This is a genomic window from Kingella pumchi (genome assembly GCF_022288825.1).
GTDB classification, from domain to species: domain Bacteria; phylum Pseudomonadota; class Gammaproteobacteria; order Burkholderiales; family Neisseriaceae; genus Kingella_D; species Kingella_D pumchi.
In genome coordinates, this window is sequence record NZ_JAKOOW010000035.1 from 1 (window position 1) to 25,111 (window position 25,111).

The window sequence follows — 25,111 nt, forward strand, 5'->3', positions numbered from 1 at the left end:
CCGTTATGTGGTCGAACAGAGCTTCGGGACGCTGCACCGTAAATTCCGCTACGCCCGGGCAGCCTATTTCGGTCTGCTTAAAGTGAGTGCGCAAAGCCATCTGAAGGCGATGTGTTTGAACCTGTTGAAAGCGGCTAACAGGCTAAGTGTGCCTGCTACCGCCTAAAAGGCGGTCCGGATGCCTGATAATCAGGTATCCAAGGGGGATTAAGGGGGGTATTTGAGTAGAATCAGTGGATATTTGAAACAAAAACAGCCGAAAATCTTTAATTAGATTTTGGCTGTCGGGGAAAAAGGAATTTTGCAAAGGTCTCGGCCTGTCCGATTTTAAAACTTCACGTTCACGCCGCCGGTAAAGCTGCGGCCCATTTGCGGCGTATCAGAGAGGAAGCTGCTATGGGCGTAAACGGATTGGTTGAGCAGATTGTCGGCTTTGACATACCAATTCCACTCGCCATAGCGCGTATTGCGGCGGTAGTTTGCGCCGAGGTTGAGCATATGGTGTCCGGGCGTGCGTGTTTCGTAGCGGGCGAGTTTGTTTTGGGCGAACACGCGGTAGTAGTCCAAATTGGCATCGATACGGTCGGTCAGCGAGGCTTTCAGGTGGAAGCCGAGGCGCGCAGCCGGAACGCGAGGCGCGTTTTGGTCGTCCTGTGCGATGAAAGGACGGTTACCGTAAGCATCTTCCCTGCCGGGTAGGGAAGGCAGGTTTTTCAGACGGCCTCGTACATAGTCGCCGGAAACGCCGATGCGGTAGCGCGGTGTCGGTTTGAAGTAGATTTCGCCTTCCGCGCCGTAGAAGTCGGCGCCGGATTGGTTGTAGCGCACGAGCTTCATTTCGCTGTCGTCTTCGATGGATTTGGGGCCACGTCCGTCGTTTAAGGTTTGGGCGTAAATGTAGTTGCCGAAACGGTTGCGGTAGAGTGCCAGATTGTATTGCCAGCGGTCACCTTCGTAGCCCAGCGCGAGTTCGATATTGTTGGAACGCTCTTTGTTGAGGTGTTTGTTGCCGACTTCAAAGGTGTTGGTGGCAACGTGTTTGCCGTGTGCGTACAGTTCTTGCGTTGACGGCAGGCGTTCCTGATGGGAGGCGGTCAGGCTGAGTTTGTGGTGTGGCGTGAAATACCAGTTGCCCGAAAATGCGAACGAGCGGGCGGTTTGGCGGTGCGCACCGAGGTCGGGCAGGGGTTGGTTGTAGTAGTTTTCCCGATCAATCAATGCTTTGTCGTACCGGATAGAGGCTTTTTGTTTTTCCACGCGTACGCCGCCTTCAAGCGTGAAGTTGTCCCAGTTTGCCTGTTCTACACCGAAAAAGCTGTAATGGCGCACATTGTTGTCAATCAACATCGGTTGTTGGACGGTTTCGGGAATGGCGGAAAGCGCGCTGGATTTTTGTCCCAAATATTGCACGCCCCAGCTGCCTTTCAGACGGCCTATGGGCAGGTGGCGCAATTCGATGCGGGCGTTTTGCGTTTTGTTTTTGAAGAAGTTTTCCACTGAATCGCCCGCTTTTTCGTCGTGGCGGTAGTCGTTGCGGTTCAGATGCACGCGCAGGGCTTCGAAACCGGGGAGCGGCTGCTTCCATTCGGCGCGGATTTCGTAGCGTTTGTTGCGCAGGTCTATCCACGGTCTGCCGTTGTGGACATGGGTGTGTGCATTATCATCGTCGTGGAAACCGCAGCTCAAACCCGGATTGTCGTAATCGACGTCTTCTTCGGTCAAGAGGTGCGGATAAAGCTGCAAATAGCGTTTGTTAATCAAACTTTTCTGCCAGATGATGTCGGCGTGGCAGTCGTCGTAGAGATGGCTGTGGGCAGGCAGGCCGTAGCGGTCGCGACGGTCGCTGTACGCCACGCCGAGGAAACCTTTATCCCCAACCCAAGACAGGCCGATGCTGCCTGTTTTTGAATCGGCATGGCTGTCGGGCAGTCGTTTCAGACGGCCTTCTTCTTTTTGATAGCGCGGTACGGCGTAATCGCCTGATTTGCGGTACAAGCCTTCAGTATGCAGCACGAAGTTGTTGCCCAAGCCGATATTGATGCCTGCGGATGTCAGTTTTTCCAAATTGCCGCTGCTCAAACGTAATCCGGCTTCGCCCGATACGCCGTTTTCAGGCATTTTTTCGGGGATTTTTCCATCGGCAACATCGACCAAACCGGCTACATTGCCCGAGCTGTACAAGAGTGTAACCGGACCGCGCAGGATTTCGACTTGTTGCGACAAGGCGCTGTCCACCATCAAGGCATGGTCGGGCGAGAAGTCCGCCATGTCGCCGGTTTCGCCGTGATGGTTCAATACTTTAATCCGTCTGCCTGTTTGACCGCGAATAACGGGAGCGGATGCGCCGCCGCCGTATTGCGAGGCATGAATGCCCGGTACGCCGTCTAAAGCATCACCCAAGTTGACGGCTTTTTGGCGCAAGGTATCGCCGGAGATGATTTTGTCGGAGGCGGTCGAAGTGTGCAACAGACCCGAAGTGGCGCGCGGACGGCTTTTACCGACGACGGTAACCTCTTCCAAGTCAACCGACTGCTCGGTTTCATGCGCTTGGGAGAGGATGGGGGTGCTGATTAAAAGAATAGATAAAACAATGGGTTTGAGTGTGGTTTGTGTCATTTTAGTTTCTCATCATATTTCGAAAGACTGTTATTATGTTATTATATAGCATTTTATTGTTTATATGATAAGATTTTTGAGAAAAAAAGGCCGAGACCTTTGCAAAATTCCTTTTTCTCCGACAGCCGAAATCTAAATAAAGATTTTCGGCTGTTTTTGTTTCAAATATCCACTGATTCTACCCAAATACCCCCCCTTAATCCCCCTTGGATACCTGATTATCAGGCATCCAAGGGGGATTAAGGGGGGGTATTTGGGTAGAATTAGGAGTGATTGGGGGCAGAAACAGCCGAAAACCTGTGTTTGGGTTTCTGCTGTCAGCGAAAAGGTGAAGAGAGGTATTTTGCAAAGGTCTCAGGCTGCTTTTAACTGTTTACAGAACGCGGTTTGGGTTGCCAAAACCAACATAAGCAAGGTGTTATGCCGTATTGCCGGGTTCCGACCCAGCCTACAACCAAAGGCTGCCTTTGGTTCAGGCGGCGGATAAAGAACCGGACTGCCGGAGCAACCTCCGGCAGTCCGTTAACGGGTTTATTCGCTTTCAGCGGGCGGCTGTTTTTTGCTGCGGCTGCGTTTGGGTTTGGCCGGTTTGTCTTCGTCGGCGTCGTTTTCAGGCTGCTTGGTTTCGACTTGAACCAGAGTTTCAGCAGTTTCAGGCTGCTTTTCTGCCGCTTGGGCGCTTTCCGTTTGGGCGGTGCTTTCAGGCTGCTTGTCCGCGGCGGCGGGCAGCTGGGGCTGTTGGTCTTTCGCGGCGGCGGAGGTTTCGCTTTCAGGCTGCGTGGCGGCGGGGGCGGTGAGCGGCAGGCGGGCAAGGATGGTTTCGCTGGCGCGCACTTTGTCGCCGATGGCGACGTTGGCCACGGCATCAACCGGCAGATAGACATCGACGCGCGAGCCGAAGCGGATAAAGCCGTAGCGCTCGCCGCGCACCATGCTTTCGCCGGCGTTCACATAGCAGAGCACGCGGCGGGCGACGAGTCCGGCCACCTGCACGAAGGTGATGTCGCGGCCGCTGCGGGTGGTGAGCAGCACGGCGTTGCGCTCGTTTTCGGTGCTGGCTTTATCGAGCGCGGCGTTCAGGAATTTGCCGGCATTGTATTCGACGCGGCTGATGATGCCGTCCACCGGCGCGCGCTGGGAGTGGACGTTAAACACGTTCATAAACACGCTGATTTTCAGCGCTTCGGTTTGGCGGTAGGGGTCGGTGGCTTTTTCTACCACCACGATGCGGCCGTCGGCGGGGCAGAGCACGGCATCGGCATCGGCGGGAATGTCGCGCGCGGGGTCGCGGAAAAACTGGACGGAAAACAGGGTGAACAGCCAAAACGGCAGCGACCACCAGCCGCAGCAGCAGCTGAAGATGATGCTCAGCGCCAGGCCGGCGGCGATAAACGGCCAGCCTTCGGTGGCGATAATGGGGTGCGGGTAAAAGCGGTTCATCGGTTTTCCTTTCGGGAATAAAAATCGTGCGCGGATTATAGTGAAACTGCCTGCAAATTGCCATGCCGGCGGCTTTCAGGCTGCCTGAAAGCGCAGGCAGCCTGAAAGTTTGCCCGCACGCTTAAACCGGTGCCCTGTGCCGAACGGCGGATAAGGCGGCAGATAAAAGGTTTCAGGCTGCCTTGATTGGTGCCAAAGGCAGCCTGAAAGCCGGACGGGCGGCGAAAAACAGGCAAAAGCACCTGCCCGCCGCTGTAAAAACAGCCCGCCGTTTCCGGCGGGCTGGCGGCTACGGGCAGCAGACGCTTAGTAGCCTTCTTTTTTGGTTTGGGCATCGACTGCGGCAACCGCGGCCATATTGATGATGCGGCGCACTGTGGACTGCGGGGTAACGATGTGGACGGGACGCTTCATGCCCATCAGGATCGGGCCGACGGTTACGCCGTTGGTGGCATTAACGCGCAGCAGGTTGTAGCTGATGTTGGCGGCTTCGACATTGGGCATCACCAGCAGATTGGCGGCGCCTTCGAGCGTGCTTTCGGGGAAGATGTGGCGGCGCAGCTCGGGATCGAGCGCCAAATCGGCCTGCATTTCGCCGTCGATTTCCAAATCAGGCGCTTCGCGGCGGACGATTTCCAGCGCATGGCGCATTTTGACGGCGTCTTCGTTCACCACCGAGCCGAAGTTGGAATTGGAGACCAGCGCCACTTTGGGCTGGATGCCGAAGCGTTTGATTTCTTCGGCGGCCATCAGCGTGCCGCGGGCGATTTTTTCGGCGTCGGGGTTGTGGTTGACATAGGTGTCGGCAATGAAGAAGGTGCCTTTGTTCGACAGCAGCGCGTTCATGGCGAAGGCGTTGCGCTCGCTGTTGTCGTAGCCGATCACGTCTTCAAGCACTTTGAAATGGTCGCGGAAGCGGCCGACGGTGCCGCACACCAAGCCGTCGGCATGGCCCAGATGCACCATGGCGGCGGCAATCAGGGTGGGGTTGGCCATCAGGCGGCGGCGCGCCATTTCGGCAGTTACGCCGCGGCGCTGGGTAAGGCTGTAATAGAGTTTCCAGCTCTCTTCGTAGTGCGGGTTTTCTTCCAGATCCACCAGCTCGAAATCTTTGCCCGGCTGGATGGTCAGCCCCTGCGCCTGAATGCGCTCGAGGATGACTTCTTTGCGGCCGACCAGCACCGGCTGCACGAGTTTGTGCGTGACCAGATGCTGCGCGGCGTGCAGCACGCGCTCTTCTTCGCCTTCGGCAAAGGCGATGCGTTTGACGTCTTTTTTCGCCTGCACGAACACCGGCCGCATAATCAGGCTGGTTTTGTAAATCTGCTGGTTCAGTTTTTCGACATAGGCTTCCATGTCGGCAATCGGGCGGGTGGCGACGCCGGAATCCATCGCGGCTTTGGCCACGGCCGGGGCAACGCAGGCGATCAGGCGCGGATCGAAAGGCTTGGGAATCAGGTATTCGGGGCCGAATTTGAGTTCTTCGGAACCGTAGGCGCCGGCCACCACGTCGTTGGCTTCGGCCAGCGCCAGATCGGCGATGGCGTGCACGCAGGCGAGCTTCATTTCTTCGTTAATCGTGGTGGCGCCCACATCCAATGCGCCGCGGAAGATAAAGGGGAAGCACAATACGTTATTGACCTGGTTGGGGAAGTCGGAGCGGCCGGTGCCGATAATCACGTCGGGGCGGGCGGCTTTGGCTTCCGGCGGCCAGATTTCAGGCTGCGGGTTGGCCATGGCGAACACAATCGGTTTTTCCGCCATGGTTTTGAGCATTTCGGGCTTGAGCACGTTGGGGCCGGACACGCCCAGGAAGATGTCTTTGCCGGCCACGGCGTCGCCGAGTACGCGCTGGCCGTTGTCGGCGATGGCGTAGCGCACTTTGCTCTCGTCCATGCGCTCGCGGTCTTCGCGGGTTTGGTAGATCACGCCTTTGGAGTCGCACACGGTGATGTTGTCGCGTTTCATGCCCAGCGCCACCAGCAGATCGAGAATGGCGATGGCGGCGGCGCCGGCGCCGGAGCACACCAGTTTGACGTCGGCGATGTCTTTATTCACCACGCGCAGGCCGTTGAGCACCGCGGCGGCGGTGATGATGGCGGTGCCGTGCTGGTCGTCGTGGAAAACCGGAATATTGCAGCGCTCGCGCAGTTTTTTCTCGATATAGAAGCACTCGGGCGCTTTGATGTCTTCAAGATTGATGCCGCCGAAAGTGGGTTCCAGCGACGCGATGATGTCGACCAGCTTGTCGGGGTCGGTTTCGTTGATTTCGATGTCAAATACATCAATATTGGCGAACTTTTTAAACAGCACGCCCTTGCCTTCCATCACCGGCTTGCCGGCCAGCGCGCCGATATTGCCCAAGCCCAAAACGGCGGTGCCGTTGGAAATCACCGCCACCAGATTGCCGCGGGCGGTGTATTTGTAGGAAGCCAGCGGGTCGGCGTGGATTTCCATGCACGGCGCGGCCACGCCGGGCGAGTAGGCCAGCGACAAATCATACTGGGTGGCCAAAGGCTTGGTGGGGGCGACTTGGATTTTGCCGGGATTGGGGTATTCGTGAAAATGCAGGGCGGCTTCTTTTAAATGTTCGTCCATGATTCGGTCTTTCTTTGCAGTCGTTTGTCTGGATAAATTGTTCTGATACAGCGCTTGCGCTGTCGCGGCGAGATTGTATAGCAAAAGCCGCCGTCTGTCCGCCGCTGCCGCTTTCAGGCTGCCGGCAAAAGGCAGGCAGCCTGAAAGCGAAAACGGGGCAGAAGGCAGCCTGAAAAAGCGGCGGTGCCTATTTCCACAAGGCGCGTTTGAGCATAATCATGCGGTCTTTCCAATCAAGCACCGGCCGCTGGCGGAAGACGTCGTAATGGGTTTTGTCGAGCTTCTGCACGATAAACTGGCCGCCGAGCACAATCATTTTCAACTCGATGCCGATGCGGCCTTTAAGCGTTTTGGCCAGCGGCGCGCCCGCGCGCAGCATTTTGAACGCGCGCTCGCACTGGTAGGCCATCAGCCGCTGGAAATTGAAAGTATTGCGGCCGGCGGCGATGTCGGCTTCTGTAACACCAAAGCGCGCCATATCGTCCTGCGGTAGGTACACCCGCCCCTTTTGCCAGTCCAGCGCCACGTCCTGCCAAAAATTGATCAGCTGCAGCGCGGTGCAGATGCCGTCGCTCTGCGCCAGGCTGCGGGCATCGTTTTCGCCGTAAAGGTGCAGCATGATACGGCCGACGGGGTTGGCCGAGCGGCGGGCGTAGTCCACCAGCTCGCCGAAATTTTGGTAACGGGTTTGGCGCACGTCTTGGCAAAAAGCGTCGAGCAGGTCGTAAAACGGCTGCAAAGGCAGCCTGAAAGGGACAATCGCTTCGCGCTGCAGGCGCTGCACCAGCTCGGTTTGCGGCGCCTGGCCGTTGCCGATGCGGTCGAGTTCGGCTTTCAGGCTGCCCAGCTGTTCCAGGCGCTCGGCATCGGTGGCATCGCCTTCATCGGCGATATCGTCGGCAGTGCGGGCAAAGGCGTAAACCGCTTTCACCGGCCGGCGCAGGCGGCGCGGCAGTAACAGCGAGGCGACGGGGAAGTTTTCGTAATGGTCGGTGCTTGCGCTCATATTTGCATTTGGTCGGCCGGCGGGGCTTTCAGGCTGCCTGAAACGGCAGGCAGCCTGAAAACATCCCCTGCCTGAAAGATGTTGTGTGTTGCCTGAAAACGGAAAAACCCGATAAGCGGCTTATCGGGTCGGGGCTTTGCTTAATCGGCAAACTGTTTTTTCATGCGCTCGCGCCGCTCCTGCGCTTCTACCGATAAGGTGGCGGTGGGGCGCGCCAGCAGGCGCTTAAGGCCGATGGGCTCGCCGGTATCTTGGCAGAAGCCGTATTCGCCTTCGTCAATGGCACGGATGGAAGCCTGGATTTTTACCAGCAGCTTGCGTTCGCGGTCGCGGGTACGCAATTCCAGCGCGTATTCTTCTTCTTGCGAGGCACGGTCAGCCGGATCGGGTGCGGCTTCGTGATCCTGCAGATGGTCGGTGGTAACCGACGCTTTGGCGATCAGTTCGTCCTGCATCTTAACCAGCGTTTCGCGGAAAAAAGCAAGCTGGTCTTCGTTCATATAATCGCTTTCCGGGCCGTTCCAATTCAGGATGTCTTGTTCGGTAAGTTTTGCCATATCAAATCCTTAGCAGTGTGTTTGCAGAGCCGGGCATTTCTTGCAGACTGCCTGCGGCCGCCCGGGCGGGCGTTTTGAAAGCGCGCGATAATAATCACAATTTGCGCTGCGGGCAAGATTGGGCATTTTGTCAATCGGCATTTTGGCGACAAGCGCCGTGCCGATAGAAAGGTTTTCAGGCTGCCTTGCCCGCAGCAGGCAGCCTGAAAAAAACATCCGCCCTGCCCTTCCGAAACCGTGATGCCCTCCATTTGCCGCGCCGATGGCGGCAGCGGCGGCAGGCAGCCTGAAAACATTAAAGCCGCCGGCAGCCTGCCTTTGCCGCCAAACGCCGCCGCCGCGCGCTGCCAATCCTGCACACCGCGCCCGTTTCAGGCAGCCTGAAAACGGCGTCTGCTGCCGTGTAAACCGACATTTGCACCGTTTTACAAAGCAGGTTCTTTACTATATATTCCGTCCCATTTTCTACGGCAGGCCGATGCCTGCCCGCTTCCCCGCCGCCGGCGGGCATCATTACCAAAACGGTTAAGGAGATACACCATGAGCACAGCAGCAGAACGCGTCCAACACGAAGGTTTGCGCGGCAAGATTATGTCGGCCGCCCAAGCCGCAGAATTTATCGCCGACGGCATGACCGTCGGCATCAGCGGTTTTACCGGCGCCGGCTATCCGAAAGCGGTTCCCACCGCCATCACCGAAAAAGCACAAGCCGCGCATGCCGCCGGCAAACCCTACAAAATCCGTATGATTACCGGCGCTTCCACCGCCGACGAGTGCGACGGCGTGCTTGCCCGCGCCAATGCCATCTCTTTCCGCAGCCCCTTCCAGTCCGACCCCACCATGCGCAACCAGATTAACGCGGGCGACGCGGCCTATATGGATGTGCACCTGTCGCATATCGAACCGCAGGTGCGCGCCGGTTTCTTCGGCGATATGGACGTTGCCGTTGTTGAAGTGGCAGGCATCACCGCCGACGGCAAACTGATTCCCTCGCTGGCGGTCGGCACCAACGTAACTTGGCTGCAATACGCGAAAAAAATCATTCTGGAAGTAAACGCGCAGCAAAACGCCAAACTCGAAGGCATGGCCGACATTTACGACAGCATCGGCCTGCCGCCCAACCGCCAGCCGCTGATGCTCACCGAAGCCGGCCAGCGTATCGGTTCGCCCTATCTGGCTTGCGACTTGGACAAAATCGTCGGCATCGTGCTGACCGACGCGTCCGACCGCAACAGCAAATTCGCCGAGCCGGACGAAATGTCCAAGAGCATCGCCGCGAAAATCATCGACTTCTTCTCGCACGAAGTGAAAATGGGCCGTCTGCCGAAAAACCTGCTGCCGCTGCAGTCGGGCGTCGGCAACGTTGCCAACGCCGTACTGGCCGGCCTGCAGGACAGCCCGTTTAACGATTTGGTCGGCTACACCGAAGTGCTGCAGGACGGCATGCTCGACCTGATTCTGAGCGGCAAAATGCTCTCCGCATCCGCCACCGCCCTGTCGTTCAGCCCCGACGCGCTGCAACGCTTCAACGACAACATCGACGCGCTGCGCAGCAAAATCATCCTGCGCCCGCAGGAAGTCACCAACAACCCCGAGCTGATCCGCCGCCTCGGCATCATCGGCATGAACGCGATGATCGAAGCCGACATCTACGGCAACGTCAATTCCACCCACATCATGGGCACCAAAATGATGAACGGCATCGGCGGTTCCGGCGACTTCGCCCGCAATTCCTTCCTGTCCTTCTTCGTGTCGCCGTCGGTGGCCAAAGGCGGGGCGATTTCCTGCATCGTGCCGATGGTTTCCCACCACGACCACACCGAGCACGATGTGATGGTGCTGGTAACCGAACAGGGTCTGGCCGACTTGCGCGGCAAATCCCCGCGCGAGCGTGCCCGCCTGATCATTGAAAACTGCGCCCACCCCGACTACCGCGACCAGCTGCGCGATTACTTCGATCGCGCCGAGAAATCCGGCGGCGGCCTGCATACTCCGCACCTGCTGACTGAAGCGCTGTCGTGGCACCAGCGTTTCGTCGAAACCGGCGACATGCGCGTGAAATAAGCACCCCGCCCGTCCGCCCGCAGCCTTTGCCGCTGCGGGCGGGTTTCTGTTTTCAGGCTGCCTTTTGTCGGGCAGCCTGAAAGCGGTTTGAACGGCCGCACTATCTGCTCCGGCATCAAAAGCAGCCTGAAAGTCCAAAGCATCGCCGTAGGGTTCGCACCGCACACCAACCCAAGGCAGCCTGAAAACGGTTTCAGGCTGCCTTGTAACTCGCGTCGTGATCCCGTTTAAAGGCAGCCTGAAAGTCCAAAGCATCGCCGTAGGGTGCGCCCTGCGCACCAACCCAAAGCAGCCTGAAAACCGTTTCAGGCTGCTTGGCAGCCGTACCGCACCACAATTAAGCTGCCGACGGCGGCGCTTTGGGCTATAGTTGCGGCCGTTTTGGTTCGGTGCCCGCGTTTTTCCCACTCTAACCCGACAGCAGCCCGCTATCCGCCGCGCCCGCCTAAACGGCAGCACGACTGCGGCGGCGTTTTCAGGCTGCCTGAACCACCGTTTTTTCTGTTTTCTGATTGATTGGCAGGTTTTTATGTCCCAACCCACACACTGGTCATCCAAAATCGGCTTTATTCTCTCGGCCGCCGGCTCTGCCATCGGCCTGGGCGCCATCTGGAAATTCCCCTATACCGCCGGCACCAACGGCGGGGCGGTGTTTTTCCTGCTGTTTTTGCTGTTTACCGTTTTGGTCGGCCTGCCGGTGCTCTTGGCCGAGTTTTATATCGGCCGCAAAAGCGGGCGCAACGCCGTTGATGCCTTTAAAGAACTGTCGCCGCAGCGGCGGCAGTGGGCGGCGGTCGGCTATATGGGCGTGGCCGGCTGCTTTGTGCTGCTGTCGTTTTACAGCGTGGTCGGCGGCTGGGTGCTGGCCTATGTGGTGCACGCCTTCAGCGGCGCCATCCACGCCGGCACCGATTTTGACAAGCTGTTTGTCGATACCATCGCCAGCCCGGCCACCGCCATCGGCTATCAGGCGCTGTTTATGCTGATGACGATACTGGTGGTGCAAAACGGCATTTCTACCGGCATCGAAAAAGCCAGCCGCTATCTGATGCCGGCGCTGTTTGTGATGTTTCTGGTGCTGGCGGTGCGCTCGCTGCTGCTGCCCGGCTCGATGGCCGGCGTCTCTTTCCTGCTGAAACCGGACATCTCCGCCGTTACCCCCAGCACCATGCTCACCGCGCTGGGGCAGGCCTTTTTCGCCCTCAGCCTCGGCGTGTCGACGATGATTACCTACGCCGCCTACCTGAGCCGCAAGCAGGATATGCTGCGCTCGGCCAACAGCGTGATGTGGCTGAACATGCTGGTTTCGCTGTTGGCCGGCCTGGTGATTTTCCCCGCCGTTTTCGCCCTCGGCTTCAAACCCAATCAGGGGCCGGGGCTGATTTTCGTGGTGCTGCCCGCCGTATTCCAGAAAATCCCTTTCGGCACCGCGCTGTTTGCCGTGTTTATGGTGCTGGTGACTTTCGCCACCCTCACCTCGGCTTTCTCCATGCTGGAAACCGTGATTGCCGCCACCATCCACAACAACGAACCGCGCCGCCGCCGCGCCACTTGGATCACCGGCCTGGCCATTTTGCTGATCGGCATTCCCTCCGCGCTGTCCTTCGGCCTGCTGGGCGATTTCAAACTGCTCGACCGCACCGTGTTTGACTGGTGGGATTATCTGATTACTTCGTGGATCATGCCCATCGGCGCCCTGCTCACCGCCGTTTTCACCGCCTGGGTGCAGCCGCGCGAGCAGGTTCTGGCGCATATGCGCGAAGGCGCCACCGTGCCCGATGCACTGATCCGCCTGTGGTATTGGGCGCTGCGCTACATCGCCCCGCTGGCGATTCTGCTGGTATTCGCCCACACCCTCGGCCTGCTCGACAAGCTCGGGCTGAAATAAAACCCGTGCCAGCTTCGCCGCCTGCACCGATTATCCGCTCTAATTTTTTTACATAACTTAATGTTAGGAAAGTTTGACAGGCATCAAAGAAGTCGGCATAATCCGCGCCGTTCAGCCGTGAGAGCGGTTGGATATTTCTCCTCTATTTCTCCTTTGTAGACTTGGCGCACACCCTTTCCGGTGTGCGCATTTTTTTGCCCAAACCGGCCGCACCCTTGTGCTCGCGGTTGTCATCCGTTTTCAGGCAGCCGGAAACGCGCCATGCTTTCAGGCTGCCTTACTCGTCAAAAATCCAATATAAAGCCACTCAACCAACAGAAAACAAAGCAAAAGCAGCCTTAAACTGCAGAAAGGGTTTTAGCTTCGCAACTCCGCTTCGCTACGCAGGCTGCTTTTTGGCAAAAAGAAAACGACCGTTAACAACGGTCGTTTTCAAATTGGTGCCGGCGGCAGGAATCGAACTCGCGACCCCCTGATTACAAGTCAGGTGCTCTACCAACTGAGCTACACCGGCGGGAAAGCGCGGATTATGCACGGGCTGGCGGCAGATGGCAAGCCGTTGGGCGGGGATTTGCCGAAAAACAATGATTTTCCTGCAACAATTGTTTTCAGGCTGCCTGACAGCGTACAGGCAGCCTGAAAACGGCAGCAGATTACGCGCCAAGCTGCTTACGGCATCAGCATGCCGCCGTTTACGTGCAGGGTCTGGCCGGTAATGTAGCGCGCTTGCTCGGAAGCCAAAAACAGCACGGCGGCGGCGATGTCGTCTGCCTCGCCGAAGCGGCCCAGCGATGTCTGGTCGGCAAAGGTTTTGCGGGTTTCTTCGCTCAGGGCGCGGGTCATATCGGTATCGATAAAGCCGGGGGCGACGCAGTTAACTGTGATGCCGCGACTGCCGACTTCACGCGCCAGCGATTTGGAAAAACCGATCAGGCCGGCTTTGGCGGCGGCATAGTTACTCTGACCGGCATTGCCCATCGCGCCGACCACGGAAGTGATGCTGATGATGCGACCGCTGCGCTGTTTCATCATGCCGCGCAACACGGCTTTGCTGGCGCGGAACACGGATTTCAGGTTGGTCTGCATAATGTCGTCCCACTCTTCTTCTTTCATGCGCATCAGCAGGTTGTCGCGGGTGATGCCGGCGTTGTTGACCAGAATGTCGAGTTTGCCGAACTCCTGCTCGATGCCGGCAATCAGCTCTTCCACGCTGTTTTCGGCGTTGATGTCGAGCACGCGGCCGTGGCCGTCCCACTGGGCGAGACGCTCACCGATGGCGGCAGCGCCTTTTTCGGAAGTGGCGGTGCCGATAACGGTGGCGCCGGCTTGGGCGAGCGTGTCGGCAATCGCGGCGCCGATGCCGCGCGATGCGCCGGTAACCAGCGCGATGCGTTGGGAGAGATCTTGGTTCAGCATAAACAGTCCTTATCGGTTAGTGGTGGTTGACGGCGCCGCAGTGCGCGACGAAAAAGGGCAAAGACAAATGGCCGCCAGTATGCAGCAATCCGTGCGCGGCGCCAATAGCAAAGGCAGCCTGAAAATCCGGCTGCCTGCGGTTTGAATGGAGTTTTGGCAAAACGGCAAACCGCCCTGCCCGCTTTTCAGGCTGCCTGAAAGCCGTTTGCCGCCCCGGAATCTATTGCGCTTCGCCGCTGCTCAAACGACGCGCGCTTTCATTGACCGCGCGCAACACGGCAACGGGATCGGCGGCCTGGGTAACCGGCCGCCCCATTACCAAATAGCTCGAACCGGCGGCCAGCGCCTGCTCGGGTGTCATAATCCGCCGCTGGTCGTCTTGGTTGGCGGCGGTGTCCAAGCGGATGCCGGGCGTAACCAGCAGAAAATCCTGCCCCAGCTTCTGCCGCAGCAGGGCGGCCTCTTGGGCGGAACACACCACGCCGTCCATGCCGGAGCTTTGCGCCAGCGATGCCCATTTTTCCACCAGCTGCGGCGCACTCAGATCAAAACCGAGCTCGCGCAGGTCTTCTTCAGTCATGCTGGTCAGCACGGTTACGCCGAGCAGCTGCGGGCGCCGGCTGAAATTGGCCACAGCATTTGCGGCGGCTTCCATCATCCGCCGTCCGCCGCCGGCGTGCATGTCCACCAGCCACACGCCCATCTGCGCCGCCACTTTGCACGCTTGGGCAACGGTATTGGGAATATCGTGGTATTTCAAATCGAGAAAAACGTCAAAGCCCTGATTGACCAGTTTTTCAACCAGGGCGCGGCCGGTGGCGGTAAACAGCTCTTTGCCCACCTTCAGGCGGCATAGCGCAGGATCGAGACGGCGGACAAAAGCCTGCGTATCCTGCTCGCCGGCGAAGTCCAAAGCGACAATCACGGGTTTGGGATCGGTTTTCAGCGGGTAATCGGTCATCAAAGGGTTCATTTTCGGGCTTTCAGGCTGCATTTATCGACGCGCGTATTTTAATGCCTTTATCGCGCGGTCGCGCGGCATTCGGGCAAAAAAAAACGTTTCGGCGGATAGAAATCAACGCCCGAAACGCTTAAAGCAAGGAGATAAGAAGAAAACAAGAAGCAATTGAATACATGAGCACTGGCTCACGCACTCGAAAACTTGAAGCGGATGTTACACAACTTAACCGCCAAAAGCAAACGTTTTTTGTCGATTTCTGACATTTTTCGCCAGCATTGAATTTACTATTTGTTTTTAAACATTATTTAATTTACTACCAATTTAAATCGGGCTATTAAATCCGTGTTTTCAGCCAAATAAATCGTGCCGTTTTTTTCTTTTTACACGAATTAACGATAAAGACCATAATCCACACAATCGCCTCGTTTCAGGCAGCCTGAAAGCATAAAACCTTACCAAAATAAAAAATCCCCTGCCAAAACAAGGGATTTTTAACATAATCGGTTTTTGCTGGAATTACTCTTCCGGTTGCTCGCCGTCGGTTTCGTCCAACTGGCCTTCGGTAATCTGCACCTGAATGCCGGCGGCTTCGCGGATTTTGGCTTCGATTTCGGCGGCAACGGCAGGGTTTTCTTTCAGCCAGACGCGGGTATTGTCTTTGCCCTGACCGATTTTTTCGCCGTTGTAGCTGTACCAGGCGCCCGATTTGTTGATGATTTTCAGATTAGTACCCAGCTCGATCAGCTCGCCTTCCCAGCTGATGCCTTCGCCGTAGAGAATGTCGAATTCGGCATGGCGGAAGGGCGGCGCGACTTTGTTTTTAATCACTTTGACTTTGGTTTCTTTGCCGATGGGGCTGTCGTCGCCTTTTTTAATCTGCGTGCTGCCGCGGATATCCAAGCGGACGGAAGCATAGAATTTCAAGGCATTACCGCCGGCGGTAGTCTCGGGGCTGCCGAACATGACGCCGATTTTCATGCGGATTTGGTTGATGAAAATCACCAGCGTATTGGTTTTTTTGATGTGACCGGTGAGCTTGCGCAGCGCCTGGCTCATCAGACGCGCCTGCAGGCCGACGTGGCTGTCGCCCATATCGCCTTCGATTTCGGCTTTAGGCACCAGCGCTGCCACCGAGTCGATAACCACCATATCGACGCCGCCGCTGCGCACCAGCGTATCGCAGATTTCCAGCGCCTGTTCGCCGGTATCGGGCTGCGACAGGTAAAGTTGTTCGACGTTCACACCCAAAGCGCGGGCATAAACCGGATCAAAAGCATGCTCGGCGTCGATAAAGGCGCAGATGCCGCCGTCTTTTTGGCATTGGGCGATGGTTTCCAAACACAGGGTGGTTTTACCGGAAGACTCGGGGCCAAAAATTTCGACAATACGGCCACGCGGCAGACCGCCGACGCCCAGCGCCAAGTCCAGCCCCAGCGAACCGGTGGAAATCACCTGCAGGTTTTCCTGCTGGTTGCTGCCGTCCATTTTAATGATGGCGCCTTTGCCGAAATTCTTTTCAATCTGCTCCAAAGCCGCCTGCAGGGCTTCGCTTCTGGTAAGGGGTTTCTTTTCTGCCATAATGTTCTTTCGGTTGCGGGAATGCTTGTCCCTGTTGAAATGCGGCGGCGATTATCGCACAAGATTCAGGCAGCCTGAAAGTGGGTTTTCAGGCTGCCTGAAGCAGAGTCGGGCGCGATCACAAGGCTTTTTGTCCGGCGCGGACGATGCTGCCCATAGCAAAAAACTATAATCCGCCGCTTTGCTTGAATTCTACATTGAGGCGCTTTATATTAGTCGTCGGCTTCAGCCGCAGCATCGGACTCGTCGCCACCCAGCAGCCACAGCAGGCCGCCGACGACAATCAGACCGATCTTAATGCCCCAGGCCACGCCGTCGCCCCAAGAGTAGATCCAAGCCAAAACTTTCGGCACCATATTCACAAAATCCAGCACGATTGCCAGAATGCCCAAAATTGCCAGTGTGCTGCCAAAACTTTTCCTCGGATAAACTCCTTAATTTTTGAAACGGGTTGAAATAAAAACGACCTGCCGCCGTCTGAATCTCCAGGCTGCAGGGAGGGCGCGATTATAGCCAAGGGCGCAAATGCCGCGCAACGGCAGCCTGAAGCCGTATCCGCTGCCTTTAAAAGCAGCCTGAAAACTTTTTACCACCTTTATAGAAGGAACCCAAAATGAGCAATCAAGTCATCCACACCACCGACGCCGCTTTTGATGCCGACGTTCTCCAGTCTCCCCTGCCCGTGCTGCTCGACTTCTGGGCGCCATGGTGCGGCCCCTGCCGCATGGTCGGCCCGCTGCTTGACCAACTGGCCGCCGAGATGGAAGGCAAAGTGAAAATCGTCAAAATCAATATCGACGAAAACCAGGAAACCCCCGCCCGTTTCGGCGTGCGCGGCATCCCCACGCTGATGATGTTTAAAGACGGCAAAAACGTTTCCACCAAAGTCGGCGCCATGGCTAAAGCCCAGCTCGAAGCCTTTATCAACGCCGCCCTGTAAACCTGCCCTCCCCCTTTCAGGCTGCCTGCCGTTTGATTTGACACAGGCAGCCTGAAAATCCTTCCACGCCCCTTCTTGACAGCGCAGGCGCCGCTAACTAGAATCCGCGCCCGTCTCGTTTCACCGCGCGCCCGTTGCGGCGCAAGTCAAACTCTCTTTATATCCGTCCTTTCCAATCCCCGATTATCCGATTTCCCACTCCCAGCCGCAGCCGAAATTTTTCAGGCTGCCTGCAACCATTGCCCATCATCAAACCATGCACGTTTCCGAACTACAAACCCAACATATCAGCAAACTTTTAGAACTGGCCGAACAAAACGGCATCGAAAACGGCAACCGCCTGCGCAAACAGGATTTGGTGTTTGCCATCGTCCGCCAGATGATGCAGGAAGGCACCGACTTTTCCTGCTCCGGCACGCTGGAAATCCTGCCCGACGGCTACGGCTTTCTGCGCAGCTCGGTTACTTCCTATCTGGCCTGCCCCGACGATATCTACGTTTCGCCCAACCAAATCCGCCGCTTCAACCTGCACACCGGCGACACCATCGAAGGCACGGTGCGCGTGCCGAAAAACGACGAGCGCTATTTCGCGCTGGTGCGGCTGGACAGCATCAACGGCGACCACCCCGAAGCCTGCCGCCACAAGGTGATGTTTGAAAACCTCACGCCCTTGTTCCCCAACCGCCAGCTCAAGCTGGAGCGCGACACCAAGTCCGAAGAAAACATCACCGGCCGCATTATCGATTTGATTTCCCCCGTCGGCCTCGGCCAGCGCGCGCTGCTGGTCGCCCCGCCCAAATCGGGCAAAACCGTAATGCTGCAAAACATTGCCCACGCGATTACCGCCAATTATCCCGATGTCGAACTGATTGTGCTGCTGATTGACGAGCGGCCGGAAGAAGTAACCGAAATGACCCGCTCGGTGCGCGGCGAAGTGGTCGCCTCCACGTTTGACGAGCCGGCGCAGCGACATGTGCAGGTGGCCGAAATGGTGATCGAAAAAGCCAAGCGCATGGTCGAGCACAAAAAAGACGTGGTGATCCTACTCGACTCGATTACCCGCCTCGCCCGCGCCTACAATACCGTTGTTCCCACCTCCGGCAAGATTCTCACCGGCGGCGTCGATGCCCACGCGCTGCACCGGCCGAAACGCTTTTTCGGCGCTGCGCGCAACGTGGAAGAAGGCGGCTCGCTCACCATTATCGCCACCGCGCTGATCGATACCGGCAGCCGCATGGACGACGTGATTTTTGAAGAGTTTAAAGGCACCGGCAATATGGAACTGCATCTCGACCGCCGTCTGGCGGAAAAACGCGTGTTCCCCGCCATCAACATCAACCGCTCCGGCACCCGCCGCGAAGAGCTGCTGGTTTCCAAAGAACAGCTGCAGCGGATGTGGCTGCTGCGCAAAGTGCTGCACCCGATGGACGATTTGGAAGCCGCGGAATTCCTGTTGGACAAAGTAAAGATGACCAAAAACAACGACGACTTTTTCGAGTCAATGCGCGGCAAATAATCCGTCCATCACGCCAAACCCCGTTTCAGGCTGCCTGAAACGGGGTTTGGTTTAGGCAGCCTGAAAACCTTTCAGGCTGCTTCCATCGCCGGAACATACCCCGCGTGCCATGCACCCGTTGCGGCTTCAGGCTGCCCACCCCTAATACCGCCCATCCAAACCAAAGCAGCCTGAAAGGTTTTCAGGCTGCTTTTCCCGCTCCGACATTCTTTAAATAAGGATAAGGAAACGCCGCGCCGTTTGCCAAACGATGCCGCCCCATATTTTTCAGGCTGCCTTCCTGAAAATGGGAAAGGCAGCCTGAAAACCCGAAAAGCGCCTATGCAGGCGCACCCTTCAAAAATTATTCGGGGCGGTACAAAGCTGCATTGCTGCCGCCTTGTCCGCCCCGTTTTTATTAGGACTTTTGGTAGTGTGTTTTGGTGGTGGTTTGTGTTAGTCCTTTTGCGCCCCGCTTTGCAGGTAGTTTTGCAGGCCGATGCTCTCGATCTGCTCCTGCTGGGTAGTCAGCCAGTCGATACGTTCTTCGTTTTCGTCTTTCTGTTTTTCCAGAAGCTGGCGGCTGACATAGTCCTGCTGCTCTTCGCACACGGCAATCGCTTCTACCAATGCGGCGTGTTTTTCGCGCTCTTTGGCCAAATCGCAGCTGATGATTTCTTCGGTATTTTCACCGATCAGCAGCTTGCCCAGCTCTTGCAGATTGGGCAGGCCTTCCAGCAGCAGGATGCGTTCGATGATTTCGTCGGCGGCTTTCATTTCTACGATGGACTGCTTGTAGAAATTTTTGCCCAAATCTTCGAAACCCCAGTTTTTCAGGATGCGTGCGTGCAGAAAATACTGGTTGATGGTTACCAGCAGCAGGCCGAGGTTTTTATTCAGCTGACGGATAACGTCGCGGTTGCCTTTCATAAAGGTCTCCTTCTCTTGGCCGTGCAGCTTACAGCTGGCTTTGCAGGTAGTTTTGCTCGCCGACCAGTTTGATCAGGCGCAACTGCTGTTCGAGCCAGTGGGCGTGGTCTTCTTCGGTGTCTTTGAGCTGGTCGATCAGCATCTGGCGGGTAACGTAATCCTGCTTTTCTTCGCACAGTTTGATGCCTTTTTTCAGGTTGGCCTGAACTTCGTATTCGGTGTTCAAGTCAAGCTGCAGCATCTCGGGCACGGTTTTGCCGACATTAACGGCAGCGGGAACCATCTGCGGGGTGCCGCCCAGCATCAGGATGCGGCGGATGAAGTTTTCCGCGTGCAGGGTTTCGTCTTCCATTTCATGGCCGATGCGGTCGAACAGTTTGGTGTAACCCCATTCGGCATACATGCGGGAGTGGATGAAATATTGGTCGCGGGCAGCCAGTTCGCCGGCCAGCAAAAAGTTCATATAGTCGATGACTGCTTTATCGCCTTGCATAATTTTTCCTTTACTTAAAGTGTGTTGTGAAAACGGGGCGGATTATAGCGATGGCGAAAAAAAAGCGCAAAATTCACATTAAAATACAAACAATTATCAAAGATAAGCATCTCCGCAAGCACAAATAGGATGCGTTTTTCTTTGGCAGATTCCATAAAAAAATCAAATCAGTGCTTTGATAGTGATTGCTGCTTGTTGTTAAACGGACTTTTTGCGCGCAATTTTATTTACATTATTTTACGCAATTTGCGGCAAAATCTGCCTTTCAGGCTGCCTGAAAGCCCGTTGGCAGGCAGCCTGAAAGGCTTGCGCGCAAGTGCGGTTGTGCAACAGATGGCAAAGTAAGCTACAATCGCGCCCGTTTTGCCGCCGCCGTGCGCGGCTGCAAACGCCAAGCGTTTTGCACCACTACTTCAAGTAAAAGGTTACACCATGCTTACAGGCAGCCTTGTCGCCCTGATTACGCCCATGCACGAAGACGGCAGCGTCGATTTCGACCGCCTGCGCGCCTTAATAGACTGGCATATCGCCAACGGCACCGACGCCATTGTCGCCGTCGGCACCACCGGCGAATCGGCCACGCTTTCGGTGGACGAACATCTGGCCGTGGTCGAAGCCACCGTCAAACACGCCGCCAGCCGCATTCCGGTAATCGCCGGCACCGGCGCCAACAACACCCGCGAAGCCATTGCGCTGTCGCAGGAAGCCGAACGCATCGGCGCCGATTACACCCTGTCGGTCGTTCCCTATTACAACCGCCCGTCGCAGGAAGGCATCTACCGCCACTTCCGCACCATCGCTGAAGCCAGCGCGATTCCGATGATTGTTTACAACGTTCCCGGCCGCACCGTGGTCGATATGAACAACGACACCATCCTGCGCCTGGCCGAAATTCCCAATATCGTCGGCGTCAAAGAAGCCAGCGGCAATGTCGAGCGCGCGCTCGAGCTCTTTAAAACCGTCCCGCAGGATTTCGCCGTATATTCCGGCGACGACGGCACCGCCCTGCCCTTTTTACTGTGCGGCGGCCACGGCGTGATTACCGTTGCCGCCAACGTCGCGCCCAAAGATTTCTCGCAGATGTGCCGCAGCGCCATCAACGGCGACATTGCCGCCGCCCGCGCGCTGAACGACAAACTGATGCCGCTTTACGGCGCGATGTTCTGCGAGCCCAGCCCCGCCGCCCCGAAATGGGCGCTGGAAAAAATGGGCATCTGCGCCGCCCACATCCGCCTACCGATGCTGCCGCTCACCCCCGCCGGTCAGCAAAAAGTTCAGGCTGCCTTAAGCGCGGCTGGTTTGATTTGAGCAGTTTCACACCCAACGGAAGGTTCTTATGAACTACACGAAAATCACCGCATTGGCGCTGGCCGTACTGGCCTTGGGCGCCTGTTCGTCGAAAAAGGCGAACGACAAACTCGATTACCAAAGCACCAACAAAAAAATCGTCAGCCTTGAGATTCCGCCCGATCTGAACGATCCACGCAACGGCGATCTCTACTCGCTGCCCGCCGGCGTACGCGCCAATCCCGATGCCCTGTCCGAAGCAGCACCCTCCGGCAGCCGCGTGCTGACCAAAGTGGAAAACGCCCGCATCGAACGGCGCGGCAACCAGCGCTGGCTGGCCGTCAAAGGCAAAACTGCCGCCCAAATCTGGCCGCTGCTGCGCGCCTTCTGGCAGGAAAGCGGTTTCACCATCTATTCCGAAGAGCCCAAAGCCGGCCTGATGGAAACCGACTGGGCGGAAAACCGCGCCAAGCTGCCGAACCAGGGCCTGCGCAAGCTGTTCGACAAAATCGGCCTGGGCAACAGCTACACCACCAGCGAGCGCGACAAATTCCTGATCCGCATCGAACACAACGAAAACGGCGGCCTGGACATTTTCTTCACCCACAAAGGCTTGGAAGAAGTCTATACCGACCGCAAAAAAGAGCAGACCGTATGGCAGCCGCGCGCCAGCGATCCCAATCTTGAAGCCGCGCTGCTCGCCCGCTTCATGCAGTATCTGGGCGTGGACGAAGCCACCGTTGCCCAGCAGCTGAGCGCGCAGAAACAAACCCAGCAGGGCAGCCAGTTCGCCAAGCGCGAAGGCAACACCGTGCTGGTGTACGGCAGCGCCGAGCGCAATGTGAACCGCATCGCTTCCGCGCTCGACCGCGTCGGTCTGACCGTGCAGCAGTTTGTCAGCGAGCGCGGCATGTTCGTCGTCCGCCCCGCGCCGGCAGAAAGCCAAACCGTCCAAGCCAAACCCGGCCTGCTCAGCCGCGTGTTCGGTTTCGGCAAAAACAAACAGCAGGAAAAACCGGCAGAACAGGCGCCGCAGATGTTTGTGGCATTGGAAGACGCGGGCAACGGCCAGCGCATCCACCTGCTCGACCAATTCGGCAAGCCCTACACCGGCCCCGAAGCGGAAAAATGGTTGAACGACCTGTACCGCGAACTCTACTAAAACACTTTTCAGGCTGCCTGCCCGTTCAGGCAGCCTGAAAAACACCGGCGCCGCCTTTCATATATATGCCATGGAAGGCGGCGCTGCCGTTTGCCCGCATCGTCTGCCGCCAGACCAAAGCAGCCTGCGTAGCGAAGCGGAGTTGCGAAGCTAAAACCGCCAACCCGCCATTTGGCGCGGAAAACACGCCGTCTGCGCCGCCCATCTGCCGCAAAGCATAGGATTTCTGCCGTTTCTTTGCTATATTCGCCGCTTTCAGGCTGCCTGCAGACGGCGGCCGTACGCACACACAAACACGAAAGGAACAATCTATGCGTTGGCAAGGCCGGGAAGGCAGCAGCAATATCGAAGACCGTCGCGGTTCGTCCGGCGGCGGTGGCGGCAGGGGATTCGGCGGACTGGCCGGCATCATCGTGGTGCTGGTGGGCGCCTATTTCGGCGTCGATCTAAGCGGGCTGGTCGCCAACGACAGCGGCCTTTCGCTCGGCTCGCAACAGCAACAGGCCGCGCCGCTGCAAGAAAGCGCCCAAGAAAAACAGCTGGTGCAGTTCAGCTCGGTGGTGCTGCGCGACACCGAAAAAGTGTGGGAAGCCTATTTCCGCAAAATCGGCCGCCAATACCAGGCGCCCAAACTCACGCTCTACCGCAACCGCATCGCCACCGCCTGCGGCACCGGCCAATCCAGCGCCGGCCCGTTTTACTGTCCGGGCGACCAAAAACTCTATATCGACCTTTCCTTCTACAACACCATGACCAACGAGCTGGGCGCCAGCGGCGATGCGGCTTTTGCCTATGTGCTGGCGCATGAAGTCGGCCACCACGTGCAAACCCTGCTCGGCACCATCCAAAAGGTTCACCGCGCCCAGCAAAACATGGATCAGAAGCAGGCCAACCAGCTTTCCGTGCGGCTCGAACTGCAGGCCGACTGCTATGCCGGCGTGTGGGCGCACTATGCCGAGAAAGACGGCCTGTTTGAAAGCGGCGACATCGAAGAAGCCTTCAACGCCGCCCACGCTGTCGGCGACGACCACCTGCAGGAGCGCGCGCAAGGCTACACCGTGCCGCACACCTACACCCACGGCACATCCGCCCAGCGCAAACAATGGCTGCAGCGCGGCCTGCAAACCGGCGATATCGAGCAGTGCAACACTTTCTCCAGCATGTAAAACCGTTGTCCCTACCTTTTCAGGCTGCCTGAAAACCCAAAGGCAGCCTGAAAAGCCAAGCATCCATTCAAAAACGGCATACCAAGCCGCCATCACCATAATAAGCAGCCGCAACCGGCAACCGGACGCTTTCAGGCTGCCCCACACAAACCCCGCCATTGCATTTTCCACCATCAGGCCGCCGCCACACGCAGGCAGCCTGAAAAACCGAAAGGCGGGTTTCCAATGAAAATTCTGTTTTTACTGCCCCTTAGCTGTGCCGCCGCCGTTTGCAGCGCTGCGCCCGATTTGCTGCTGGCACAGGAATTCAAAGGGCAAGACGTAAACGGCTGGGCAATGAGCGAAAAACTCGACGGCGTGCGCGCCTATTGGGACGGCAAACGCCTGATCAGCCGCCAGGGCAATGCCTTCCAGCCGCCGCCCGGTTATACCGCCCATTTCCCGCCCTACCCGCTGGACGGCGAACTCTACAGCGGCCGCGGTCAATTCGAGCAGATTTCTGCCGCCGTGCGCACGCAAAACGGCGATTGGAAAAACATCCGACTGCACGTTTTCGACGTTCCCAAAGCGCAAGGCAATCTCTACCAGCGGCTGGCTGTGCTTTCAGGCTGGTTGAAACAGCACCCCCAAGCACCGATTAACGTAATCGCGCAAACACCGATACGCAATCAGGCGCAGGTGCAGGCGTTTTTGAAAGAAATCGAAGCCAAAGGCGGCGAAGGCGTAATGCTGCGCAACCCAAATACGCCTTACCACGGCGGGCGCAGCAGCAATCTGTTGAAACTGAAAAGCCAATACGACGCAGAATGCACCGTTACTCGCCATCACGAAGGCAAAGGCAAATACGCGGGCAAACTCGGCGCCGTCAGCTGCAAAAACCAGCACGGCGAATTTCGCATCGGCAGCGGTTTCAAAGATGCCGACCGCGACAACCCGCCACCCGTCGGCAGCGTTATCACCTACCGCTACCGCGGTTTTACCCAGAAAGGCACGCCGCGCTTTGCCACGTTTTTACGGGTCAGAAAGGATTAAAGCGACATGGGAAACGGGAAAGCCCGCCGTCTGCCGCTTTAAGCGGCCTTCAAGCAAACTGCCGCAAACAAAACCGGCTCGCAAAAACAACGTTTTTTAACCCAAATGCACGCAAACAAATAATAAATAAAGAAAAAGAATAAAGCCCCGTTTGCTTTTCCAAACTTTAAACAATTTTCACGCGACAAATACAACATTCACACACTTATATGCCATACTGAAGTCGTTTTCCCGCAACCGAAATGGAGCATGATATGAAAACTATGTCTAAAACCCTTTTGATGGTAAGCCTGTTTGCCGCACTCGGCGGCTGTGCCGGCGGTATGACCCAACAGCAACGCAATACCGCAGTCGGCGCCGCACTCGGCGGCGTGGCCGGCAATGTGATCGGCGGCGACACCGGTTCCACACTTGGCGGTGCCGCACTCGGCGGCGTTATCGGCAGCCAAGTCCGCACCCGCCGCTAAACGGTTTCAGGCTGC

The 25,111-nt window shown here is 57.2% G+C and carries 23 protein-coding genes and 1 tRNA gene; 12 read left to right on the forward strand and 12 right to left on the reverse strand.

Features of this window, described 5'->3' with window-relative positions; genetic code table 11:
- The coding region (locus MB824_RS09560) for a transposase (RefSeq protein WP_238748360.1) at positions 1-166 on the forward strand (166 nt) is incomplete at its 5' end.
- A gap of 161 nt (positions 167-327) precedes the next feature.
- Here MB824_RS09560 and znuD read toward each other — a convergent pair.
- The 5 genes from znuD to dksA form a co-directional block, all read right to left on the reverse strand.
- Complete coding sequence (gene znuD / locus MB824_RS09565) at positions 328-2,616, reverse strand: TonB-dependent zinc receptor ZnuD (protein ID WP_238748279.1); 2,289 nt, start codon at positions 2,614-2,616, stop codon at positions 328-330.
- A 531-nt stretch (positions 2,617-3,147) separates the two neighbouring features.
- The gene (locus tag MB824_RS09570; protein ID WP_238748280.1) at positions 3,148-4,056 is read right to left on the reverse strand and encodes a phosphatidylserine decarboxylase; all 909 of its coding nucleotides are present in this window, start codon (positions 4,054-4,056) and stop codon (positions 3,148-3,150) included.
- A 306-nt stretch (positions 4,057-4,362) separates the two neighbouring features.
- Positions 4,363-6,654 (reverse strand): NADP-dependent malic enzyme, encoded by a 2,292-nt coding sequence (locus MB824_RS09575; protein WP_238748281.1) that lies wholly within the window; start codon positions 6,652-6,654, stop codon positions 4,363-4,365.
- 187 nt (positions 6,655-6,841) lie between these two features.
- Positions 6,842-7,660 (reverse strand): squalene synthase HpnC, encoded by an 819-nt coding sequence (gene hpnC, locus MB824_RS09580; protein WP_238748282.1) that lies wholly within the window; start codon positions 7,658-7,660, stop codon positions 6,842-6,844.
- 140 nt (positions 7,661-7,800) lie between these two features.
- Positions 7,801-8,217, reverse strand: coding sequence for an RNA polymerase-binding protein DksA (gene dksA, locus MB824_RS09585; protein WP_238748283.1), 417 nt, complete (start codon positions 8,215-8,217; stop codon positions 7,801-7,803).
- 240 nt (positions 8,218-8,457) lie between these two features.
- Here dksA and MB824_RS09590 point away from each other — a divergent pair, with 240 nt between their 5' ends.
- The 4 genes from MB824_RS09590 (at position 8,458) to MB824_RS09605 (ending at position 12,169) form a co-directional block, all read left to right on the forward strand.
- Positions 8,458-8,601 carry a hypothetical protein gene (locus tag MB824_RS09590; RefSeq protein ID WP_238748284.1) on the forward strand — a complete coding sequence of 48 codons (144 nt, stop codon included), beginning with the start codon at positions 8,458-8,460 and terminating at the stop codon, positions 8,599-8,601.
- A 156-nt stretch (positions 8,602-8,757) separates the two neighbouring features.
- Positions 8,758-10,281: an acetyl-CoA hydrolase/transferase family protein gene (locus MB824_RS09595; RefSeq protein WP_238748285.1), complete on the forward strand. Its 1,524-nt coding sequence runs from the start codon at positions 8,758-8,760 to the stop codon at positions 10,279-10,281.
- 87 nt (positions 10,282-10,368) lie between these two features.
- Positions 10,369-10,512, forward strand: coding sequence for a hypothetical protein (locus MB824_RS09600; RefSeq protein ID WP_238748286.1), 144 nt, complete (start codon positions 10,369-10,371; stop codon positions 10,510-10,512).
- Between the two features lie 298 nt (positions 10,513-10,810).
- The gene (locus tag MB824_RS09605; RefSeq protein WP_238748287.1) at positions 10,811-12,169 is read left to right on the forward strand and encodes a sodium-dependent transporter; all 1,359 of its coding nucleotides are present in this window, start codon (positions 10,811-10,813) and stop codon (positions 12,167-12,169) included.
- Between the two features lie 438 nt (positions 12,170-12,607).
- Here the strand turns inward: MB824_RS09605 and MB824_RS09610 are convergent.
- The 5 genes from MB824_RS09610 to MB824_RS09630 form a co-directional block, all read right to left on the reverse strand.
- Positions 12,608-12,683: transfer RNA gene (locus tag MB824_RS09610), tRNA-Thr, on the reverse strand.
- 155 nt (positions 12,684-12,838) lie between these two features.
- Positions 12,839-13,585, reverse strand: a complete 747-nt coding sequence (fabG, locus tag MB824_RS09615; RefSeq protein WP_238748288.1) for a 3-oxoacyl-ACP reductase FabG — start codon at positions 13,583-13,585, stop codon at positions 12,839-12,841.
- Positions 13,586-13,805: 220 nt separating this feature from the next.
- Entirely contained in the window at positions 13,806-14,558 is a 753-nt protein-coding gene (gene pyrF / locus MB824_RS09620) for an orotidine-5'-phosphate decarboxylase (RefSeq protein ID WP_238748289.1), read from the reverse strand.
- A gap of 504 nt (positions 14,559-15,062) precedes the next feature.
- Positions 15,063-16,124 (reverse strand): recombinase RecA, encoded by a 1,062-nt coding sequence (recA, locus tag MB824_RS09625; RefSeq protein WP_238748290.1) that lies wholly within the window; start codon positions 16,122-16,124, stop codon positions 15,063-15,065.
- A gap of 212 nt (positions 16,125-16,336) precedes the next feature.
- Entirely contained in the window at positions 16,337-16,516 is a 180-nt protein-coding gene (locus tag MB824_RS09630; protein ID WP_238748291.1) for a hypothetical protein, read from the reverse strand.
- Between the two features lie 221 nt (positions 16,517-16,737).
- Here MB824_RS09630 and trxA point away from each other — a divergent pair, with 221 nt between their 5' ends.
- A complete protein-coding gene (trxA, locus tag MB824_RS09635; RefSeq protein ID WP_238748292.1) occupies positions 16,738-17,064 on the forward strand; it encodes a thioredoxin in 327 nt (108 codons plus the stop codon).
- Between the two features lie 256 nt (positions 17,065-17,320).
- On the forward strand, positions 17,321-18,580 hold the full coding sequence (gene rho, locus MB824_RS09640; RefSeq protein ID WP_238748294.1) for a transcription termination factor Rho: 1,260 nt from the start codon (positions 17,321-17,323) through the stop codon (positions 18,578-18,580).
- A gap of 435 nt (positions 18,581-19,015) precedes the next feature.
- Here the strand turns inward: rho and bfr (MB824_RS09645) are convergent, their stop codons facing one another.
- Both bfr (MB824_RS09645) and bfr (MB824_RS09650) read right to left on the reverse strand, forming a co-directional pair.
- Positions 19,016-19,489, reverse strand: coding sequence for a bacterioferritin (gene bfr / locus MB824_RS09645; RefSeq protein ID WP_238748296.1), 474 nt, complete (start codon positions 19,487-19,489; stop codon positions 19,016-19,018).
- A 28-nt stretch (positions 19,490-19,517) separates the two neighbouring features.
- Positions 19,518-19,982, reverse strand: a complete 465-nt coding sequence (bfr, locus tag MB824_RS09650) for a bacterioferritin (RefSeq protein WP_238748298.1) — start codon at positions 19,980-19,982, stop codon at positions 19,518-19,520.
- Between the two features lie 432 nt (positions 19,983-20,414).
- On the opposite strand from bfr (MB824_RS09650), the gene dapA reads away from it, so the two are divergent.
- From dapA to MB824_RS09675, 5 genes are all read left to right on the forward strand, one after another.
- Positions 20,415-21,290, forward strand: a complete 876-nt coding sequence (dapA, locus tag MB824_RS09655) for a 4-hydroxy-tetrahydrodipicolinate synthase (RefSeq protein WP_238748299.1) — start codon at positions 20,415-20,417, stop codon at positions 21,288-21,290.
- A gap of 28 nt (positions 21,291-21,318) precedes the next feature.
- The gene (bamC, locus tag MB824_RS09660) at positions 21,319-22,431 is read left to right on the forward strand and encodes an outer membrane protein assembly factor BamC (RefSeq protein ID WP_238748300.1); all 1,113 of its coding nucleotides are present in this window, start codon (positions 21,319-21,321) and stop codon (positions 22,429-22,431) included.
- Positions 22,432-22,742: 311 nt separating this feature from the next.
- Positions 22,743-23,597 carry a KPN_02809 family neutral zinc metallopeptidase gene (ypfJ, locus tag MB824_RS09665; RefSeq protein ID WP_238748301.1) on the forward strand — a complete coding sequence of 285 codons (855 nt, stop codon included), beginning with the start codon at positions 22,743-22,745 and terminating at the stop codon, positions 23,595-23,597.
- A 225-nt stretch (positions 23,598-23,822) separates the two neighbouring features.
- The gene (locus tag MB824_RS09670; RefSeq protein WP_238748302.1) at positions 23,823-24,629 is read left to right on the forward strand and encodes a DNA ligase; all 807 of its coding nucleotides are present in this window, start codon (positions 23,823-23,825) and stop codon (positions 24,627-24,629) included.
- 263 nt (positions 24,630-24,892) lie between these two features.
- Complete coding sequence (locus MB824_RS09675; protein ID WP_407659232.1) at positions 24,893-25,096, forward strand: glycine zipper 2TM domain-containing protein; 204 nt, start codon at positions 24,893-24,895, stop codon at positions 25,094-25,096.
- Positions 25,097-25,111 lie beyond the last annotated feature (15 nt).

Coding starts and splice junctions, on each gene's coding strand:
- znuD (WP_238748279.1), bottom strand. CDS start 2,616: ATGACACAAACCACACTCAAACCCATTGTTTTATCTATTCTTTTAATC.
- MB824_RS09570 (WP_238748280.1), bottom strand. CDS start 4,056: ATGAACCGCTTTTACCCGCACCCCATTATCGCCACCGAAGGCTGGCCG.
- MB824_RS09575 (WP_238748281.1), bottom strand. CDS start 6,654: ATGGACGAACATTTAAAAGAAGCCGCCCTGCATTTTCACGAATACCCC.
- hpnC (WP_238748282.1), bottom strand. CDS start 7,660: ATGAGCGCAAGCACCGACCATTACGAAAACTTCCCCGTCGCCTCGCTG.
- dksA (WP_238748283.1), bottom strand. CDS start 8,217: ATGGCAAAACTTACCGAACAAGACATCCTGAATTGGAACGGCCCGGAA.
- MB824_RS09590 (WP_238748284.1), top strand. CDS start 8,458: ATGCCCTCCATTTGCCGCGCCGATGGCGGCAGCGGCGGCAGGCAGCCT.
- MB824_RS09595 (WP_238748285.1), top strand. CDS start 8,758: ATGAGCACAGCAGCAGAACGCGTCCAACACGAAGGTTTGCGCGGCAAG.
- MB824_RS09605 (WP_238748287.1), top strand. CDS start 10,811: ATGTCCCAACCCACACACTGGTCATCCAAAATCGGCTTTATTCTCTCG.
- fabG (WP_238748288.1), bottom strand. CDS start 13,585: ATGCTGAACCAAGATCTCTCCCAACGCATCGCGCTGGTTACCGGCGCA.
- pyrF (WP_238748289.1), bottom strand. CDS start 14,558: ATGAACCCTTTGATGACCGATTACCCGCTGAAAACCGATCCCAAACCC.
- recA (WP_238748290.1), bottom strand. CDS start 16,124: ATGGCAGAAAAGAAACCCCTTACCAGAAGCGAAGCCCTGCAGGCGGCT.
- trxA (WP_238748292.1), top strand. CDS start 16,738: ATGAGCAATCAAGTCATCCACACCACCGACGCCGCTTTTGATGCCGAC.
- rho (WP_238748294.1), top strand. CDS start 17,321: ATGCACGTTTCCGAACTACAAACCCAACATATCAGCAAACTTTTAGAA.
- bfr (WP_238748296.1), bottom strand. CDS start 19,489: ATGAAAGGCAACCGCGACGTTATCCGTCAGCTGAATAAAAACCTCGGC.
- bfr (WP_238748298.1), bottom strand. CDS start 19,982: ATGCAAGGCGATAAAGCAGTCATCGACTATATGAACTTTTTGCTGGCC.
- dapA (WP_238748299.1), top strand. CDS start 20,415: ATGCTTACAGGCAGCCTTGTCGCCCTGATTACGCCCATGCACGAAGAC.
- bamC (WP_238748300.1), top strand. CDS start 21,319: ATGAACTACACGAAAATCACCGCATTGGCGCTGGCCGTACTGGCCTTG.
- ypfJ (WP_238748301.1), top strand. CDS start 22,743: ATGCGTTGGCAAGGCCGGGAAGGCAGCAGCAATATCGAAGACCGTCGC.
- MB824_RS09670 (WP_238748302.1), top strand. CDS start 23,823: ATGAAAATTCTGTTTTTACTGCCCCTTAGCTGTGCCGCCGCCGTTTGC.
- MB824_RS09675 (WP_407659232.1), top strand. CDS start 24,893: ATGTCTAAAACCCTTTTGATGGTAAGCCTGTTTGCCGCACTCGGCGGC.